13 protein-coding genes are annotated in these 15,809 nt (G+C 73.0%); 5 read left to right on the forward strand and 8 right to left on the reverse strand.

Annotation, left to right across the window (positions count from 1 at the left end):
• The first annotated feature begins 16 nt into the window (after positions 1–16).
• Together QI554_RS15025 and QI554_RS15030 are read left to right on the forward strand one after the other, a co-directional pair.
• The gene (locus QI554_RS15025; protein ID WP_281470209.1) at positions 17–715 is read left to right on the forward strand and encodes a hypothetical protein; all 699 of its coding nucleotides are present in this window, start codon (positions 17–19) and stop codon (positions 713–715) included.
• Between the two features lie 405 nt (positions 716–1,120).
• Complete coding sequence (locus tag QI554_RS15030) at positions 1,121–2,008, forward strand: phenylalanine 4-monooxygenase (protein ID WP_281470211.1); 888 nt, start codon at positions 1,121–1,123, stop codon at positions 2,006–2,008.
• Positions 2,009–2,125: 117 nt separating this feature from the next.
• On the opposite strand, the gene QI554_RS15035 is transcribed toward QI554_RS15030, so the two are convergent.
• From QI554_RS15035 to QI554_RS15070, 8 genes are all read right to left on the reverse strand, one after another.
• On the reverse strand, positions 2,126–2,632 hold the full coding sequence (locus QI554_RS15035; RefSeq protein ID WP_281470213.1) for a DinB family protein: 507 nt from the start codon (positions 2,630–2,632) through the stop codon (positions 2,126–2,128).
• A gap of 67 nt (positions 2,633–2,699) precedes the next feature.
• Positions 2,700–5,051: an arylsulfatase gene (locus QI554_RS15040; protein WP_281470215.1), complete on the reverse strand. Its 2,352-nt coding sequence runs from the start codon at positions 5,049–5,051 to the stop codon at positions 2,700–2,702.
• Between the two features lie 12 nt (positions 5,052–5,063).
• The gene (locus tag QI554_RS15045; RefSeq protein WP_281470216.1) at positions 5,064–6,947 is read right to left on the reverse strand and encodes a dipeptide ABC transporter ATP-binding protein; all 1,884 of its coding nucleotides are present in this window, start codon (positions 6,945–6,947) and stop codon (positions 5,064–5,066) included.
• Entirely contained in the window at positions 6,944–7,810 is an 867-nt protein-coding gene (locus tag QI554_RS15050; RefSeq protein WP_281470217.1) for an ABC transporter permease, read from the reverse strand. Before QI554_RS15050 ends, QI554_RS15045 begins: the two co-directional genes overlap by 4 nt.
• A 5-nt stretch (positions 7,811–7,815) precedes the next feature.
• Positions 7,816–8,760: an ABC transporter permease gene (locus QI554_RS15055; RefSeq protein ID WP_281470218.1), complete on the reverse strand. Its 945-nt coding sequence runs from the start codon at positions 8,758–8,760 to the stop codon at positions 7,816–7,818.
• A 7-nt stretch (positions 8,761–8,767) separates the two neighbouring features.
• On the reverse strand, positions 8,768–10,351 hold the full coding sequence (locus QI554_RS15060; protein ID WP_281470219.1) for an ABC transporter substrate-binding protein: 1,584 nt from the start codon (positions 10,349–10,351) through the stop codon (positions 8,768–8,770).
• A gap of 124 nt (positions 10,352–10,475) precedes the next feature.
• On the reverse strand, positions 10,476–11,330 hold the full coding sequence (locus tag QI554_RS15065) for a DUF3097 domain-containing protein (RefSeq protein WP_281470220.1): 855 nt from the start codon (positions 11,328–11,330) through the stop codon (positions 10,476–10,478).
• Positions 11,331–11,341: 11 nt separating this feature from the next.
• A complete protein-coding gene (locus tag QI554_RS15070; RefSeq protein WP_281470223.1) occupies positions 11,342–12,106 on the reverse strand; it encodes an MBL fold metallo-hydrolase in 765 nt (254 codons plus the stop codon).
• A gap of 103 nt (positions 12,107–12,209) precedes the next feature.
• Here QI554_RS15070 and hrcA point away from each other — a divergent pair, with 103 nt between their 5' ends.
• From hrcA to QI554_RS15085, 3 genes are all read left to right on the forward strand, one after another.
• A complete protein-coding gene (hrcA, locus tag QI554_RS15075) occupies positions 12,210–13,226 on the forward strand; it encodes a heat-inducible transcriptional repressor HrcA (RefSeq protein ID WP_281470225.1) in 1,017 nt (338 codons plus the stop codon).
• The gene (gene dnaJ / locus QI554_RS15080) at positions 13,227–14,351 is read left to right on the forward strand and encodes a molecular chaperone DnaJ (protein WP_281470227.1); all 1,125 of its coding nucleotides are present in this window, start codon (positions 13,227–13,229) and stop codon (positions 14,349–14,351) included. It abuts the gene before it with no gap.
• Between the two features lie 119 nt (positions 14,352–14,470).
• Positions 14,471–15,631: an NAD(P)H-dependent flavin oxidoreductase gene (locus QI554_RS15085; protein ID WP_281470229.1), complete on the forward strand. Its 1,161-nt coding sequence runs from the start codon at positions 14,471–14,473 to the stop codon at positions 15,629–15,631.
• The last annotated feature ends 178 nt before the right edge of the window (positions 15,632–15,809 follow it).

Below are 15,809 nucleotides of genomic sequence, written 5' to 3' on the forward strand. Positions count from 1 at the left end.
CCGCCCCAGGAGCCGTATGCCCGCCGTGTCCCGCCGCCGTGTCCGTGCCGCCGCCCTCGTGGCGGTCGTCCCGTTGTTCGCGGCGGCCGCGTGCGGCGGGGACGACGACCGCGCCGAGCCCGCCCCCGACGCGCTGTCGGACACGCAGCTGGCCTCGGCGCTGCTCACCCAGCCCGAGCTCCCGGCCGGCTGGCAGCTGGTCGGCGGCGGCCAGAAGGTCGGCGCGGGCGAGGTCCCGCAGACCGACCGCAAGGAGTGCCAGCCGGTGCTGGACCTGGTCGCCGGGCGTTCGGCCAAGGTCGCCCCGACCGGGCAGGCCGACGCCGGCCTGTACCTCGGCAGCGAGGCCGACACCGGCGGCTCGCACCTGAACCTCCAGCAGTACCGCCAGGGCGAGGCCGACAAGCTCCTGGACGCCGCGGAACGGGCGCTGCCGAGCTGCGGCACGTTCGGCGTCCGTCAGGCTGACGGCAGCCTCGCCCCCGCGTCGGCTGCCCGCACCGACCCGCCCGGCTTCGGCGACCGTGCGACGGCCTTCACGTTCACGCTGACGACCGACGCGGGCCCCATGGCCATCCCGTACACCGTGGTCCGCAGCAGCTCGGTGCTGCTGGTCGCCTCGACCGTCAACGAGCCCGCCAAGAACGCCCCGCCGCTGCCGACCACCATCGTCCGGTCCCAGCTCGACAAGCTCGCCGGCCGGCAGCACCGCTGACGCCCAGCCCGTCGCCCCCGGCGCCGCCCGCCCCGCCGCCCACATTCGAGGCCGCTCCGCCCCGCACCCCGCCTGTCGCGCCGCTCCCGTCCCTCCCGTCGCACCCGGGGTGGCCGGATCCGTCGGGCCAGTCCACCTTTCTTCCGGTGGATCTTGCCTCGGGCGCCGCGCCGGGTATCCGATGGAGCCAGTCGAGGCGATCCCTCGCAGATGCACCGCTGCCCGTCCGGGCCGCGACCGGTCGAGCCGTCACCCACGGCCGCACGGCGCATACTGGACATAGCGGGGCGGACGGCACCCGTCACGCCCCCTGGCCGCACGGTGCCGCTGTGCGGTTCTCCTCAGTCACCCGGTCTACCAACCGGATCAGGCACCGGATCGGTCCGGCCCCACGAGGAGGCGGCGATGTTCGAGGAAGCGCAGTACCTGGCTCCGGTCACCCGGCGGGCCGACGGCAGCATCGAGGTCGAGCTGTCGAAGAGCCACCCGGGCTTCGCGGACCTGGTGTACCGCGAACGGCGGAACCGGATCGCGGAGCTCGCGCTCGCGCACACGGCCGGCGAGCCGATCCCCGTCGTCGACTACACGCCGGAAGAGCACGAGGTGTGGCGGATCGTGTCCGCCGAGCTGGCGGTCGCGCACCGGGAGCTGGCGGTCGCCGAGTACCTGCACGGCTGTGAGCGGCTGAAGCTGCCCGACGACCGCATCCCGCAGCTCCAGGAGGTCAGCGAGTGGCTGGAGCCGCTCACGGGCTTCCGCTACCTGCCCGCGGCGGGCCTGGTCGAGCTGCGCGAGTTCTACGGCACGCTCGCCGACTCGTACTTCCACTCCACGCAGTACATCCGGCACCACAGCGTGCCGCTGTACACGCCCGAGCCGGACGTCATCCACGAGGTCATCGGGCACGCGAACGCGCTGGCCAGCGACCGGTTCGCGGCCCTGTACCGGCTGGCGGGCGAGGCCGCGCGCCGGGTCGAGTCGCGGGAGGCGCTGGAGTTCGTCTCCAAGGTGTTTTGGTTCACGCTCGAGTTCGGCGTGATGACCGAGGGCGACGAGCTGAAGGCGTACGGCGCGGGCATCCTGTCGTCGTACGGCGAGATCCGCGAGTTCCGCGGCATGGACATCCGCCCGCTGGACCTGGCGGCGATGGGCACCACGACGTACGACATCACGCACTACCAGGACGTGCTGTTCCGGGCCGAGTCCATGACGCACCTGGAGGACGTCGTCGGCGCGTTCTGGGCGACCTGCGACGACGACTCGATCGCCAGGATGGCCCTGCCGGTCTCCTGACGGCCGTGGCGCACGGATTTCCGGGCGCCGTCGCCCGCGTTCCCGGGACGGCACGCGGGCGGCGGCCTCGGGGGGATCACCGGGGGGATCACCGCGGGCGGCCGCCGCGCGGCACGGTCACGCGCCGACCGTGCCGTCCACACCTTCGCGCAGGAAGTCGGCGTGCCCGTTGTGCCGCGCGTACTCGTGGATCATGTGCAGCATGACCATGCGCAGCGACACGTCCTCCTCCCAGCGCGCCTGATACCCGGTCACGTCGAGCGACGGGGCGGCCGCCTCGATGCGCCGGGCGTGCGCGACCTCCGCCTCCCAGGCCGCGAAGGCCTCCTCGCGGGTGGCCTCCGAGGCGTCGTACGCCTCCTGGAAGTCGAACGAGTCCGACCACACCAGCGGGACGTCCTCGCCGTTGATGACGCGACGGAACCAGGTCCGCTCCACCTCGGCCATGTGCCGGACGAGCGCGAGGAGCGACAGCGTCGACGGCGGCATCGACAGTTCCCGCAGCCGCTCGGTGTCCAGGCCGTCGCACTTCCAGGCGAGCGTGGCGCGGTGGTAGTCGAGGTGCGCGCGCAGCATGGTGCGTTCATCGCCGACGAGCGGCGGCGGGATGCGTTCAGTGGTCACCCGACGGGACGATAGCGCCCGCACGGTCCCGGGACCGCGCGGGCGCGCGAGATGGATCACGCGGCGCTCACTCGTACGTCGCGGCCGCCTCGCGGAGCGTGCGGACCACCGTCTCCGGGTCGTACGCGGCGGGTGCGCCCGGTGTGTAGGTCACGGCGCGGAGCGCGCCGCTGTAGCGGAACGCGCCGTGCCGCTCGTACACCGGCCAGGACACCGGGGACTTGCGGTCCACGCCGACGCTGACGCCTTGCAGCGGCGCCATGCCGATGAGCAGGTGCACGCCCTCCAGCCAGGCGGTGTCCTCGCCGTCGACGGAGACGACGAAGTCCCAGCGGAACCGCGGCCGGGTCTGTGCCCGCAGCACCACCAGGTGCGGCCCCGGGGCGAGTTCGCCGGCGTCGACCTCGTGGAGTTCGCCGTACTCGTTGTAGGCGAACCACAGGTGGCCGTCCTCGACGTACACGCTGTAGCCGCCGCCCTGGTCGCCGTGCGACAGCAGGACGCCCGCGTCGTCGGCGCCGTGCCGCCCGATCTCGATCGCGGCCTCGAAGTCGCGGAACGAGACCAGCTTCGCCGAGCGGTAGCGCTCGAGTTCGGGCGTGCCCGCGAGGATCCGCACAGGCTCGCGGAGCGCGGCCTCGTCGGGACCGCGCAGCACGAGATGACCGGAGGCGTCGGTGAGCGGGAAGACCCCGTTGCGCCACGCGGCCGCCTCCCACGCCGCGGCCAGCTCCTTGACGGTGTCGGGGCGGTCGGCGGCGAGGTCGTCGGTCTCGGTCGGGTCGGCCTCGATGTCGTACAGCGCCCATTCCTCGTCGCTGTACTCGGCGCCGAACCGGTGCTGGGTGACCAGCTTGTAGGGGTGCTTGTAGAAGCTGCGGTTGCCGGTCATCTCGCTGTACTGCTCGGTGTGCGCGGAGACCGCCGACGGGTCGGTGAGGACGCCGGTGAACGACGCGCCGTCCAGCTCCTGCGTCGGCGCGCCGCGGCGCTCGTCCGGCCGTTCCACGCCGGCGAGTTCGAGCAGCGTCGGCAGGACGTCGGTGACGTACTGGTACTGCGGGCGCACCCCGCCGTCGCCGTCCCCGCGCGACAGCCCGGCGGGCCACGACAGCACGAACGGGACGCGCACACCGCCCGCATAGGTCTGCCCCTTGTAGAGCCGGAACGGCGTGTTGGAGGCCATGCCCCAGCCGCGCGGGTAGTGGACGAGGCTGCGCGGCCCGCCGATCAGGTCGAGGTCGCGGTCGACGTCGCCGTTCCACTCCTCCGGCAGTCCGGGGTGGTGGACGAAGCGCTTGAAGTACGCGCGGGTGCCCTCCGCGCCGCCCTCGCCCGTGCCGCCGTTGTCGGAGGTGAACACGATGATCGTGTTGTCGAGTTCGCCGAGCTCGTCGAGGACCGCGGTGAGCCGGCCGAGGTTCTGGTCGATGTTGTCGACCATCGCCGCGTACACCTCCATGTAGCGGGCGTAGCGGGCGCGCGCGTCCTCGGGCACGTCGTCCCAGGCGCCGACCTCGTGGCCCCGCTCGAAGTTGCGCTGCGGGAGCCGGGTGCCGTCGGGGAACAGGCCGTCGTCGAGCTGCTTGGCGAAGCGGGTGTCGCGCAGCGCGTCCCAGCCGTCGTCGTAGCGCCCGCTGTGGCGTTCGATGTCGGCGGCCTTGGCCTGGAGGGGGCCGTGCACGGCGTTGTGCGCGACGTACAGGAAGAACGGCTTGTCGGCGTCGTGCGCGCGCAACGACGTGATCATGCCGATGGCCTCGTCGGTGATGTCGTCCGTGTAGTAGTAGTCGGACGGCAGTTCGTCGATGTCGAGGGGGCTGTTGTCGCGCACCAGCTGGTGCGGGTGGAACAGGCTGGTGAGGCCCTCCAGGACCCCGTAGTAGCGGTCGAAGCCCTTCTGCAGCGGCCAGTTGCGGCGGTCGTCGGCCGCGTTGGACGCCGAGTCGCGCACGAGGTGCCATTTGCCGACGGCGAAGGTGGCGTATCCGGCGTCGTGCAGCAGCTGCGGCAGGGTCGGGATGTCGTCGGCGATCTCCATCGCGTAGCCCGGGAAGCCGGGGTCGGCGTTGGCGACGAACGAGTACCCGACGCGGTGCGGGTTCAGGCCGGTGAGCAGTGCCGCGCGGGCGGGGGAGCACAGCGGCATCGTGTGGTAGTTCGTCAGCCGGACGCCGCGCGCCGCCAGCGCGTCCAGCGCCGGGGTCGGGATCTCGGAGCCGAACGGCCCGGTGTCGCTGTAGCCCATGTCGTCGATGAGCACGACGACGACGTTCGGCGCGCCCGCGCGGGCCTTGGGGCGTTCGGGCCACGCGGGCGCGGACTCGGCGAAGGTGCGGCCGACCCGGCCGGGGAATCCGGCGTACGGGTCGCGGCGGCGCGGGTCCGAGGACCCGGTGTGTGCGGTGTGCTCGCTCACGGGTGGTGCTCCTTACGCGGCGGCGCGCGCCGACACGGGGGTGGGACTGGGGACGGCGGCCAGCAGCGCCTGGGTGTACGGGTGGCGCGGGTGCGCGCACAGCTCCTCGGCGGGCCCGGTCTCGACGACGCGCCCGGCCCGCATGACGGCGATGCGGTGCGAGACCTGCCGGACGACGGCGAGGTCGTGCGCGATGAAGACCATGGACAGGCCGAGTTCGGCCTGTAGGTCGGCGAGCAGGTTGACCACCTGGGCCTGCACCGACACGTCGAGCGCGGACACCGGTTCGTCACAGATGAGCACGGACGGCTCGGGCGCGAGCGCGCGGGCGATGCCGATGCGCTGCCGCTGGCCGCCGGAGAAGTCGCGCGGCAGGCGGTCCGCGGCGGACGCGTCCAGGCCGACCCGTTCGAGCAGTTCGCCGACCCGGCGGCGGCGCTCCGCGGGCGTGCCGATGCCCTGCGACACCAGCGGGTCCGCGACGATCGCGCCGACCGTCAGACGCGGGTTGAGCGACGCGTACGGGTCCTGGAACACCATCTGCACGCTGCGCCGCAGCGCGCGCTGGTCGGCGCGGCCGGGCCGGGTGATGTCGCGGCCCTCGAACAGGATCCGCCCGGACGTGGCCGAGTGGACGCCGACGAGCGTGCGCACCAGCGTCGACTTGCCGGACCCCGACTCGCCGACGACGCCCAGCGTTTCGCCGCGGAACAGCTCCAGCGAGACGTCGTCGAGCGCGACGACCCGGTTGCGGCGGGACCGGAAGACCTTGCCGAGCGACGAGACGGCGAGCACCGGGGCGGCGTCCGCGACCTCCGCCAGGGGCGCCTTCGGCTTCGCCGCAGCGGCGGACCGACTGCCGGCCGCCGTGAGAACGGCCGGCGCGTCCTCGACCCAGCACGCCACCGTGCGTCCGCCGGGGAGCGTCCGCAGCGGCGGCTGCTCCGTGCGGCACCGGTCGCCCGCCAGCGGGCAGCGGTCGGCGAACGCGCAGCCGACCGGCGGCGCGGCCAGGTCGGGCGGGGTGCCGGGGATGCCTTCGAGCCGGGTCCCGTACGGCGCGTCGAGACGCGGCACCGCGCGCAACAGACCGATGGTGTACGGGTGTTCCGGCGTCCCCAGGGCCTCCGCCGTGGACGCCTGCTCGACGACCCGGCCCCCGTACAGCACCAGCACGCGTGCCGCGGACCGCGCGACGACCCCCATGTTGTGGGTGATCAGCACCGTGGCGGTGCCCAGGGTGCGGCCGAGGTCCTCGACGAGGGTGAGGATCTGGTCCTGCACGGTCGGGTCGAGCGCGGTCGTCGGTTCGTCGGCGAGCAGCACATCCGGCTCGTTCGCCAGCGCCAGCGCGATCATCACGCGCTGCCGCATGCCGCCCGAGAACTGGTGCGGGTGGTCGTGCAGGCGCTTCGCGGGCTCCGCGATGCCCACCAGGTCCAGGAGTTCGGCCGCGCGGGCGGTACGGCGCCGGCGGTCGACGCCGTGCGCGCGCATCGCCTCGTCGAGGTGCCGGCCCACGGTGAGCAGCGGATTCAACGACGTCATCGGGTCCTGGAAGACCATCCCGATGCGGGCGCCGCGCACCTCGCGCAGTTCGGCCTCGGACGCCGTCACCAGGTCGAGGGCGCCGTCCAGCAGCACCGACCCGGCGGTGATGCGCCCGGCGGCGGGCAGCATGCGGTTGAGGGCGAGCGCGGTGGTGGACTTGCCGGAGCCGGACTCGCCGACGATGGCGAGCGTCTCTCCGCGCGCGAGGTCGAAGTCGACGCCGCGCACGGCGTGCACGGGCCCGCGCTCCGAGTCGAACGCCACGTGCAGGCCGCGCACGCTGAGCAGGGGCGTGGTGGTCGGGGCCGCGGCGGGCGCGACCGGCTTCTCGACGGAGACGGTCATCGTCGGGCTCCTCGGTTCAGTGCCTCCGCGATCAGGTTCAGGCCGACCACCAGCGCGGTGATGACCGCCAACGGCCCCAGCGCGTAGGCCGGATGGTCCTCCAGGTAGGGCCGGGACGCGGCCAGCGTGCTGCCCAGCGACGCCTCGGGCGGGCGGATGCCGATGCCGATGAAACTCATCGCGCCTTCGAGGATCACCGCCACCGACATGGCCAGGGCGACGTGCACGACCACCGGGTCGGCGGCGTTCGGCAGCACGTGCCGGGTCAGCAGCCGCAGCGGGCCCGCGCCGCCGACCCGGGCGGCGACCGCGTACTCGCGGTCGCGGTGCACGAGGATCGCGCCGCGCAGCAGGCGGCCGAACGCGGGGGTCTCGACGAGCGCGATGACCACGATGATCGTGCCGCGCCCGACGCCCATGATCGCGGTGACGGTGAGGCCGAGGATCAGGCCGGGGAACGACAGGAGCAGGTCGAACAGCCGCTGCACGGCCACGTCGGCCGCGCGGTGCGCGGTGGCGAGCAGTGCCAGCCCGCAGCCGACCAGCGCCGCGATCGGCACGGCGGCCAGCACCACGAGGACGTCGGAGCGGATGCCGTACAGCAGCCGGCTCAGCAGGTCGCGGCCGATCTCGTCGGTACCCCACAGGTGGTCGCCCGTCCCCGGGGAGACCAGGGCGTCCGCGGTCTGGAAGTCCGGGTCGTACGAGGTCAGCAGCGGCGCGGCCAGCCCTACGGCGAGGACCAGCCCGACCAGGGCCAGCCCGATGACGCCGCGCGGCGTGGCGAGCCCGCGCAGGTAGCGGTTGCGGATCCGCGGCCTGCGGACGGCGGCGGACGCGGGGACGGCGGTCAGTGTCGTCATGGCGGTCACCCCAGCCGGACACGCGGGTCGAGGAGGGCGTACGCGATGTCGGTGAGCAGCTGCACCACCACGAACACCGCGACCAGGAACAGCAGGAGGGCCTGCACCACGGGGTAGTCCCGGCGAGTCACCGCCTGTTCGGCGAGCGTGCCGAGGCCGGGCCACGCGAACACCGCCTCGATGACCACGGCGCCGCCGAGCAGCACGCCGATCTGCATGCCGAGCGCCGTCAGCACCGGCGGCAGCGCGTTCGGCAGCGCGTGCCGCCACAGCAGGCGGCGCGGCGGGACGCCGAGGGACTTCGCGGTGCGCGCGTAGTCCTCGCTCAGCGCCTGCTCGATGCCGTCCTTCACATAGCGCGACAGGATCGCCGACACCGGGAGGGCCAGCACCAGGGCCGGCATGAGCACGTACTGGAAGCCGATCTGCGGGTCCGCGAGGATCGACTCGTGGCCGCCGGCAGGCAGCACCTGCCACGTGACCGCGAACAGGAACACGAACACGAATCCGGTCACATAGCCGGGCACCACCAGCGACACGGAGTTGAACGCGGACAGGAGCGTCTGTCCGAAGCGGTTCTTCACCGTCGCGCCGAGCACCCCCAGCACAAGTCCCAGCGTGACGCTGAACACCAGTGCCCCGAGGGTCAGTTCGACGGTGTTGCCGATGCGCTGCCCGAGCAGGTCGGAGACCGATCCGCCGATCAGGTAGGAGCGGCCGAAGTCGCCGCGCACCGCGTGGCCGAGCCAGCTCGCGTACTGCGCGAGGAGCGGGCGGTCCAGGCCGAGGTCGTGCCGGATGGCGTCCACCGCGGCCGGCGACGGGTCGGACCCGGCGAGCGTCTCCGCGGGGTCGCCCGGCACGGCGCGCAGCACGAGGAAGATCGCGAAGGAGGCGAGCAGCAGCACCCCGAAGGCCGAGGGCAGCCGCCGCAGCAGGTAGCCGGTCATCGCCGCATCACGCCAGGTAGGCGTCGTCGAGGACGGTGTCCGCGTACAGGTTCTGCGTGACGCCCTGAAGGTTGCTCGTGGACGCGTACAGGTTCGCCAGGACGACCAGGTCGATCACGAACTGCCGGTCGAGCAGCACCTCGCTGAGGTCCTGGTACGCGGCCTTCGCCGCGGCGCTGTCGGCGTCCGCCTGGTTCCACGCCTTCTGCACGATCTCCGTGTACTGCGGGTCGGAGAACTTCGAGGTGTTCTTCGCCTCGTTGAACGGGTACGCGCTCACCGCGAGCGTCGACGGGTGCACCTGCGCGAACCCGTGGCCGCCGACCCACAGCGCGGGCATCGTCTGGTTGATCAGCTGGGTCTGGAACTTCGCCGCGTCGAGCGGCTCCAGCGTGGTCTTGACGCCGACCTGCTGCAGGTCGAACTGCACCATCTGCGCCGCCACCGTGTAGCTGGGCAGCGCCAGGTGGGCCAGCGGGAGGCTCAGCTCGCCCGCTCCGGCCTCCGCCAGCAGCGCCTTGGCCCGTGCCGGGTCGTACGCGTAGCGCTTCGCGGTCGCGTCCGAGTACGCCGGCGACGACTTGGGCCACGGCGTCGAGGAGGCCAGACCGTACCCGCCGAGCGCCTGCTGCAGGATGCGGTCGCGGTTGACCGCGAACGACACCGCCTGCCGCACCCGCTTGTCGTCCAGCGGCTTCACCGAGACGTTGGCGCCCACGTACACGGCACCCGAGCCGTGGTCGAACTGCCGGATGCTGAACTGGCCGTCGTCCTTGACGGGCTGGACGTCCCGCCCGCTGAGACCGATGGCGAGCTGGACCTGCTTGCTGCGCAGCGCCACGAGCAGCGCGTCGGCCTGCGGGATGATCCGCACCTCGACGCCGTCGAAGTACGGGCGGTCCGGGACGAAGTAGTCGGGGTTGCGCGTGAACGACAGCCCTGCACCCGGCGTCCAGCTCTTGAGGGCGAACGGCCCGGTGCCGACGATCCTCTTGCCGGCCACGGCGTCCTCGACGGATTCCTTGTCCGCGATGACCATGAACTCGAACAGGTCGAACAGGTTGCTCACCGGATGTGCCAGCCGCAGCGTCAGCTCCGTCGGGCTCTTGACCGAGACGTCGGACACCACGGCCGCCGTGGCCCTCAGCTGCGCGCTGCGCTTCGGGTCCTTCAGGTTCTGGATCGCCCACACCACGTCGTCCGCGGTGAACGGGCGCCCGGAGTGGAACTTGACGCCCTCTCTCAGCTGGAACGTGACACTCGTGCCGTCCGGTGCGACCTGCCACGACGTGGCGAGCTGCGGCTGCGGCTGGAGCGTCTTGGGGTCGTACCCGGTCAGCGTGTTGAAGACCAGGCGGTGCAGCGCGGTGAGCGAGTTCTGGGTGAACAGCAACGCCGGGGTGAGGTCGCTGATGCTGCCTATCTGCAGCGTCCCCCCGCGCTTCGGCGCCCCGCCCGAGCCCGCGGGAGCGGCCTGGTCCCTTTTCTCGTCCACCGCCGACTTGCACCCGGCCAGGCCCAGTGCGACGGCGCCGGCTCCGGCGGCGCGCAGCACCGTGCGACGGCTGGTGGCGAATGTGGACAGGGACATGGCGGTGCTCCTCTGGGCGAAATCGCGGCATAGGGAAGTACCGACGACTTTTGCAGAGAGTTGTGAACGTGCCGTTGCCGGAATGACCTGCGGCTACGGCCGGTTCAGCTTGAGCGGCGCCCGGTCACTCCGGCGCGGTGACGAAGTCGATGAGCTCCTCGACGCGGCCGAGCAGCGCCGGCTCCAGGTCCTGGTACGAGTTCACGTGCGCGAGGATCCACCGCCACGTCTCGCCGGTGCTCGTCGTACGGCCGAGCGCGGCGTTGACGCCGTCCTTCCACGCCACGGAGCGCGGCACCTCGGGCCACACCCCGATGCCGAGCACCGACGGCTTGACCGCCTGCCAGATGTCGATGAACGGGTGCCCGGTGACCAGGACGTGCGCGCCGTACGGGCCCGCGGCCACCTCGGCGGCGATCCGGCTCTCCTTCGACCCCGGCACCAGGTGGTCGACCAGCACGCCGAGGGCCCGCCCCGGGCCTGGCCGGAACTCCCGGACCACCGCGGGCAGGTCGTTCACACCCTCCAGGTACTCCACGACGACGCCCTCGATGCGCAGGTCGTCGCCCCAGACGCGCTCGACCAGTTCGGCGTCGTGCCGGCCCTCGACGTAGATGCGTCCCGCGCGCGCCACCCGCGCCCGCGCGTCCGGCACCGCGACCGACCCCGACGCGGTACGGCCAGGCGGCACCGGGCCGGCCGGCCGTGCCGGCTGCGCGGCACGCGGGCGCACCAGCGTCACCACCGCGCCGTCCAGCAGGAACCCGCGCGGCACCATGGGGAACACCCGCAGCTTGCCGTGCCGGTCCTCCAGCGTCACGGTGAAGCCCTCGGGCGTCTTCTCGACCCGTACCACCGCGCCGCAGAAGCCCGACTCGGCCTCCTCGACCACCAGGTCCCGCTCGGCCTCCACCTCGGGCACCGGCTTCGACTTCTTCCACGGCGGGGTCAGGTCCGGGCCGTAACTCCTGCTGCGCATGGAAGAGGACGCTACTGCGACGGCGGCGCCTCGGGCGGCGCGGCACGCCGCGCCTCGACGTACTCCATCTGGCGGAGCGCGAAGGCGTGGTCGACCACCGCGCCGTGCCCCGGCACGATCAGGCCGGCGGGCGGCCGCAGCACGCGGGCCAGCGTCGCCGGCCACTCGGCGGGGAACGAGTCGGGCCCGTACGACGGCGGCGCGGACTCCTCCAGCAGGTCCCCGGCGATGAGGACGTCCGCCGACGGGACCCGCACGACCAGGTCGCAGCCGGTGTGGCCGCGGCCCGGCGCGTACACCTGGACCTCGACCCCGCCCAGGTCGACGCGGTGCGCGCCGCCCACGGCGAGCAGCCGGTTCGGCGGCACGATCCGCACCGCCGCCATGTCCTCGGCCGGCATGCCGTACGACACCGCGTCCGCGCGGCCCTCCTCGCCGTACCGCGCCAGATAGCGCGGCAGGCCCTCGTGCCCCAGCACCAGCGCCTCGGGGTGGCGGCGCAGCACCTCGGCGTTGCCGTAACAGTGGTCGAAGTGACCGTGCGTGTTCACCACCATCACCGCGCGGTCGGGCAGGCCGTGCTCGTCGAGGACGTCCGAGAGGCCGGCCAGCAGGCCGCGCGTCTCCCGCTCGTACGACCCGGTGTCGACGAGCACGAACCCTTCGGCACCGGCGACGGCCGTGACGTTCAGCTTCAGCGAGGGGACCTGTGCGACGAACACTCCGGGCGCCAACAGCCGCCACACGGCCCGCTCGTCACCTTCCGCGTGTACCATCCCTCGACCCTTCCACAGACGGCAGGGTACGGACGGATCGGCGTCGCCGTACACTGGCACTCCAGCAAGAGGAGTGCCAAAGGCAGGTCAGGAGGTGCGCACGGTGCTCGACGACCGAAAGCTCGACGTGCTGCGCGCCATCGTGCAGGACTACGTCGCCACCCAGGAGCCCGTCGGCTCCAAGGCGCTCGCGGAACGGCACAACCTCGGAGTGTCCCCGGCGACGATCCGCAACGACATGGCGGTGCTGGAGGAAGAGGGCTACATCGCCCAGCCCCACACCAGCGCCGGGCGCGTACCCACCGACAAGGGCTACCGGCTCTTCGTCGACCGGCTCGCCAACATCAAACCGCTGTCCATGCCCGAACGACGGGCCATCCAGACCTTCCTCGACGGCGCGCTCGACCTCGACGACGTCGTCGGGCGCACCGTGCGGCTGCTCGCCACGCTGACCCACCAGGTCGCGGTCGTGCAGTACCCCTCGCTCACCCGCTCCACGATCCGGCACGTCGAGCTGCTCACCCTCGCGCCGACGCGGATCATGCTCGTCCTCATCACCAACACCGGCCGCGTCGAACAGCGCGTCATGGACTCACCCGCGCCGCTCGGCGAGAACCTCCTCGCCGACCTGCGCGCGCGGATCAACGCCCGGGTCGTCGGCAAGCGGTTCGCCGACGTCGCGCTGCTCGTCCAGGACCTCGGCGAGTCCTTCCACGCCGAAGAACGACCGATCGTCACCACCGTCCTCGCCACCCTGCTCGACGCCCTCGTCGAGCAGCAGGAAGAGCGCGTCGTCCTCGCGGGCACCGCCAACCTCACCCGGTTCGGCACCGACTTCCCGATGACGATCCGCCCGGTCCTCGAAGCGCTCGAGGAGCACGTGGTGCTGTTGCGCCTGCTCGGTGAGTCCACCGAGCCGGCGATGGTGGTGCGGATCGGGCACGAGAACATGCATGAGGGACTGGCCGCCACCTCGGTGGTGTCCGTCGGGTACGGCAGCGGCGACGAAGCCCTGGCCAAACTCGGCGTCCTCGGGCCGACCAGGATGGACTACCCCGGAACGATGGGAGCGGTACGCGCCGTGGCACGGTACGTCGGACAGATTCTCGCGGAGTCGTAGTTGACCACTGATTACTACGAGGTCCTCGGTGTTCGGCGAGACGCCACGCCTGAGGAGATCAAGAAGGCCTTCCGCCGCCTGGCCCGCGAGCTGCATCCGGATGTCAATCCGGACCCCAAGACGCAGGAGCGGTTCAAGGAGATCAACGCCGCCTACGAGGTCCTCTCGGACCCGCAGAAGCGGCAGATGTACGACCTGGGCGGCGACCCGCTCGGCGGCGCGGGCGCGGCGGGCGGCTTCGGCGCCGGCTTCGGGTTCAGCGACATCATGGACGCCTTCTTCGGCCAGGCCAGCCAGCGCGGACCGCGCTCGCGGACCCGGCGCGGCCAGGACGCCATGATCCGCATCGAGGTGCAACTCGAGGAGGCGGCGTTCGGCACGACCCGGGAGATCCAGGTCGACACCGCCGTCACCTGCAACACGTGCAACGGCGAGGGCGCCGCGCCGGGCACCACCGCGCAGACCTGCGACATGTGCCGCGGCCGCGGCGAGGTCAGCCAGGTCACCCGGTCGTTCCTCGGCCAGGTCATGACGTCGCGGCCGTGCCCGCAATGCCAGGGCTTCGGCACGGTCGTGCCGACGCCGTGCCCCGAGTGCGCGGGAGACGGGCGCGTCCGGGCCCGACGCACGCTGACCGTCAAGATCCCGGCCGGTGTCGACAGCGGCACCCGCATCCAGCTGGCCGGCGAGGGCGAGGTCGGCCCCGGCGGCGGCCCGGCGGGCGACCTGTACGTCGAGATCGCCGAGGTCCCGCACCCGACGTTCCAGCGCCGCGGCGACGACCTGCACTGCACCGTCACGATCCCGATGACGGCGGCGGCGCTGGGCACCAAGGTCCCGCTCGAGACGCTGGACGGCGTCGCCGAGATCGACATCCGCCCGGGCACCCAGTCCGGCCAGTCGATCCCGCTGCACGGCCGCGGCGTCACCCACCTCCGCGGCGGCGGCCGCGGCGACCTGATCGTGCACGTCGAGGTCCAGACCCCGACGAAGCTCGACCCCGAGCAGGAGGAGCTGCTGCGCCGCCTGGCCAAGCTCCGCGCCGAGGAACGCCCGACGGGCCAGTTCTCGCCGGGACAGCAGGGGCTGTTCTCGCGCCTGAAGGACGCCTTCAACGGCCGGTGACCACCGACGAGGGCCGGGACCTGCACACGTGCGGGCCCGGCCCTCGCCGTGTTCGACCCCGTCCCGTGTCGGGCGTACGGTCGTAGCTGCATATAGCCGATCTCCTGGAAGGCGGGGCCGTGAGCGCGGACTCGGTCTGGCGGACTCCGGTGCCGGTCGTCCAGGCGCCCATGGCCGGCGGGGCGTCCGGGCCCGCGTTGGCGGCGGCCGTGTCGCGGGCCGGCGGGCTCGGGTTCCTGGCGGCCGGGTACAAGACCGCCGAGGCGATGGGGGCCGAGGTCAGGGAGCTCCGGGAGCTGGTCGGCGACCGGCCGTTCGGCGTCAACCTGTTCGTGCCCGGGGCCTCGGATCCGGGCGTCGTCGACCGCGAACTACCCGTCTACCGGGCGCGGTTGGCGTCGGAGGCGGAGCGCCTGGGCGCCGAGCTCGGCGACGTCCCGCCGTACGGCGTCTCCGACGACTGGCACGCGAAGACCGCGCTGCTGCTCGCCGAGCCCGTGCCGGTGGTGTCGTTCACGTTCGGCTGCCCGCCGGTCGAGCTGGTGGACGCGTTCCGGGCCGCCGGCACCGCGACAGTCGTCACCGTGACCACCGCCCGCGAGGCCGAACTCGCCGCCGGCGTGCGGCCCGACGTGCTGGTCGTGCAGGGCGCCGAGGCGGGCGCGCACCAGGGCCGGTGGGACAACGCGTCGGACGAGCCCTACGGCCTGCTCACGCTCCTGGCGCTGGTCCGCGCCGTGACGGACCTGCCGCTCATCGCCGCGGGCGGCCTCATGACCGGCCGTCAGATCGCGGCGGTGCTGGCCGCGGGCGGGTCCGCCGCGCAGCTGGGCACCGCGTTCCTGCGCTGCCCCGAGTGCGCCGCGCCCGCCCCGTACAAGGCCGCGCTCGCCGACCCGTGCTTCACCGCGACGCGCCTGACCCGCGCCTTCTCGGGCCGCCCCGCGCGCGGCCTGGTCAACCGGTTCCTCACCGAGCACGACGCGTACGCGCCCGCCGCCTACCCCGAGGTCCACTACGCGACCGCCCCCGTCCGCCGCGCCGCGGCCGCCGCCGGGGACCCCGAGGCCATGGCGCTGTGGGCGGGACAGGGCTGGCGCCTGGCGCGCGAGGAGCCCGCCGCGGACGTGCTGGCCCGCCTCGCCGCCGAACTGCGCGAGGTCTTCGGCCCGTGGCGCACCCCCGCCGAGCCGCCCGGCCCCGCGCCCGCGGGCATCCTCCCGGACCTGCGCAGGCTTCCAGGCGCCGACGACCTGCCGGGCGGCCGTGCCACGCCGTAGCTCCAAGGCGAAGCCGCCCCGCACACCGACCGCGTCGGGACACCGGCCAGAGCGCGGTCCGTCGGCCGGACACCTGCCCGCCGCGCGACACCGGCCTCCGACCCGACCCACCCGTGCCCGACCAGCGACCCCGATTCACCCCGTCTGTGACTCCCGACGGCACCAGGCGCACGCCGCC

Origin of the sequence: Yinghuangia seranimata (genome assembly GCF_029953285.1) — a bacterium.
In the GTDB taxonomy this organism is placed as follows: Bacteria; Actinomycetota; Actinomycetes; order Streptomycetales; family Streptomycetaceae; genus Yinghuangia; species Yinghuangia seranimata.